Genomic DNA, 2,202 nt, shown 5'->3' with positions numbered 1-2,202 from the left:
GACGGCCCGTGGAGCCGGACGTGTAGATCACGTAGGCCAGGTGTTCGCCGTGCAGGTCGACTTGCGGATTGCTGTCGGGCTCGGACGACGTGTCGAGCGTGTCGAGTTCGAGCACCTTGGTCACTCCAGCGACAGGCACCAGTGCACGCAGGTGGCTCTGCGTCAGCAGCATTCCGATGCCGCTGTCCTCGACCATGTACGCCAGCCGGTCCCCCGGGTACTCCGGGTCCAGCGGCACGTACGCACCTCCGGCCTTCACGATCCCCAGGATCCCCACCACCATCTCCACCGAGCGCTCCACCGCGATGCCCACCAGCACCTCGGGGCCCACGCCCTGGGCCATCAGCCGATGTGCGAGCCGGTTCGCCCTTGCGTTGAGTTCGCCGTAGCTCAAGGTCTCTTCTCCGAACACCAGTGCGGGGGCTTCAGGGTGCTGCTGCGCCTGGCGCTCGATCAGGCGATAAACAGGCTCCACGCCTTCATGACGCTGCGGGTTATCGCTCCACGCCTTCAGCTGTTCCTGCTCAGACACTCCGAGCATCGCCACATCGCCCATCGACTGTTGCGGCCGCTCGGCCAGCGCCTCCAACACCGCGAGGTAGTGATCCGCCATGCGCTCGATGGTCTGCGGCTCGAACAGTTCTTCGGCATAGCTGAAGCTCGCCCACACACGGCCATCGGCGCTCTCGCTGGTTTCCAACGTCAGTTCGAACTGCGCGGCCTGCGCACCAAGGTCGCATTCGGTCAACGTGAGCCCCGGCAGATCCTGCAGCGCCTTCAGGTCGCCACGCTGGTGGTTGAACATGACCTGGAACAGCGGGCTGGTACTCATGCTGCGTTCAGGCTGCAGCGCTTCCACCAGCTGCTCGAACGGCAGGTCCTGGTGGGCCTGCGCGCCCAGCGCGGCCTCCTTGGCACGCAGGAGCACCTGCGTCAGGTGCTCGCGGCCATCGAGCTCGTTACGCAGAACCTGCGTGTTGACGAAGAAGCCGATCACGCTTTCGGTCTCGGCGCGGTGACGGTTGGCAACCGGAACGCCCACGCGAATGTCCAGTTCGCCGGTGTAGCGGCTGAGCAGTACCTGGAAGCCTGCGAGCAATCCCATGAAGAGCGTCGCACCATGGCCTTGCAGGCGCCGGTACAACCGCTGCACGAGGTCGCCCGGCAGTTCGAAGCCATGCCGCACGGCGCTGTAGCGGCCGTCGGCTCTTCTGGCGTGATCGGTGGGCAGTTGCAGTGTCGGCTGGTCGGAGCCGAGGTGTTGCATCCAGTAAGCCAGCTGGCGCTCACGCTCGCCGGCCTCGAGCCAATCGCGCTGCCATGCGGCGTAGTCGGCGTACTGAATCGGCAGCGACGACAGCGTTGCCTCCGTGCCTTGCACGCGCGCGCTGTAGTGCGCCACGAATTCGTCCACGATGACCTGCATCGACCAGCCGTCGGACACGATGTGGTGCATCACCACGACGAGCATGTGCTCCTCGGGCGCGAGGCGGATCAAGCCGACCCGCAGCAGCGGGCCTTCGGCCAGGTCGAAGGGAGTGTGGCTCAGGCGCAGGGCTTCTTCCCTGCTGCGCGTTTCACGCTCCTGCGGGGAGTGCAGTGCCACGAGGTCGACCATGGCGATGTCGACCGGCCCGGCTTCGCGGATCAGTTGCCGGGCCAGGCCCTGGGCGTCGGTGCGGAACACGGTACGCAGCGATTCGTGACGCAGCACCAGCGCATCGAAGCTCGCGCGCAAGGCCTCCACGTCGAGCCGGCCTTCGAGCTTCAGCGCACCGCTGATGTGGTACGCGGTGCTCGACGGATCGAGCTGCCACAGGAACCATTGGCGCATCTGTGCATGGGAAAGAGCCAGCGTGCCGGCGCGCTGCTCAGCAGTCAGCACGGGGATGGTCGGCGTCACTGAAGACTGGCCGATGCCGATGGCCTGGGCGATGCGTGAAAGGCTCTGGTGCTCGAACACCTGTCGGGGATTCAGCTGCACGCCGGCCCTGGCTGCTCGTGCCGTCACCTTGAGACTGAGGATGGAGTCGCCGCCGAGTTCGAAGAAGTTGTCGTTGTGGCCCACGCGAGCCACTCCGAGTACTTCGGCCCAGATGGCTGCCAGGGTCTCCTCGATCTCTCCCTCGGGGGCCTCATACGCCCTGTCGCTCGTGAACTCCGGCGCAGGCAGCGCCTTGCGGTCCACCTTCCCGTTCGCGT

The 2,202-nt window shown here is 66.0% G+C and carries 1 protein-coding gene; it reads right to left on the bottom strand.

The genetic code is table 11. The annotated features are described in order from the left end of the window. Positions 1-2,202 (bottom strand): condensation domain-containing protein (locus ACTJLF_RS34465; protein ID WP_440884878.1); only part of this gene is annotated, 2,202 nt, incomplete at both ends.

Origin of the sequence: Variovorax sp. 22077 (assembly GCF_052044195.1) — a bacterium.
In the GTDB taxonomy this organism is placed as follows: Bacteria; Pseudomonadota; Gammaproteobacteria; order Burkholderiales; family Burkholderiaceae_C; genus Variovorax; species Variovorax atrisoli.
This window is presented reverse-complemented; position numbering and strand designations above follow the sequence as displayed.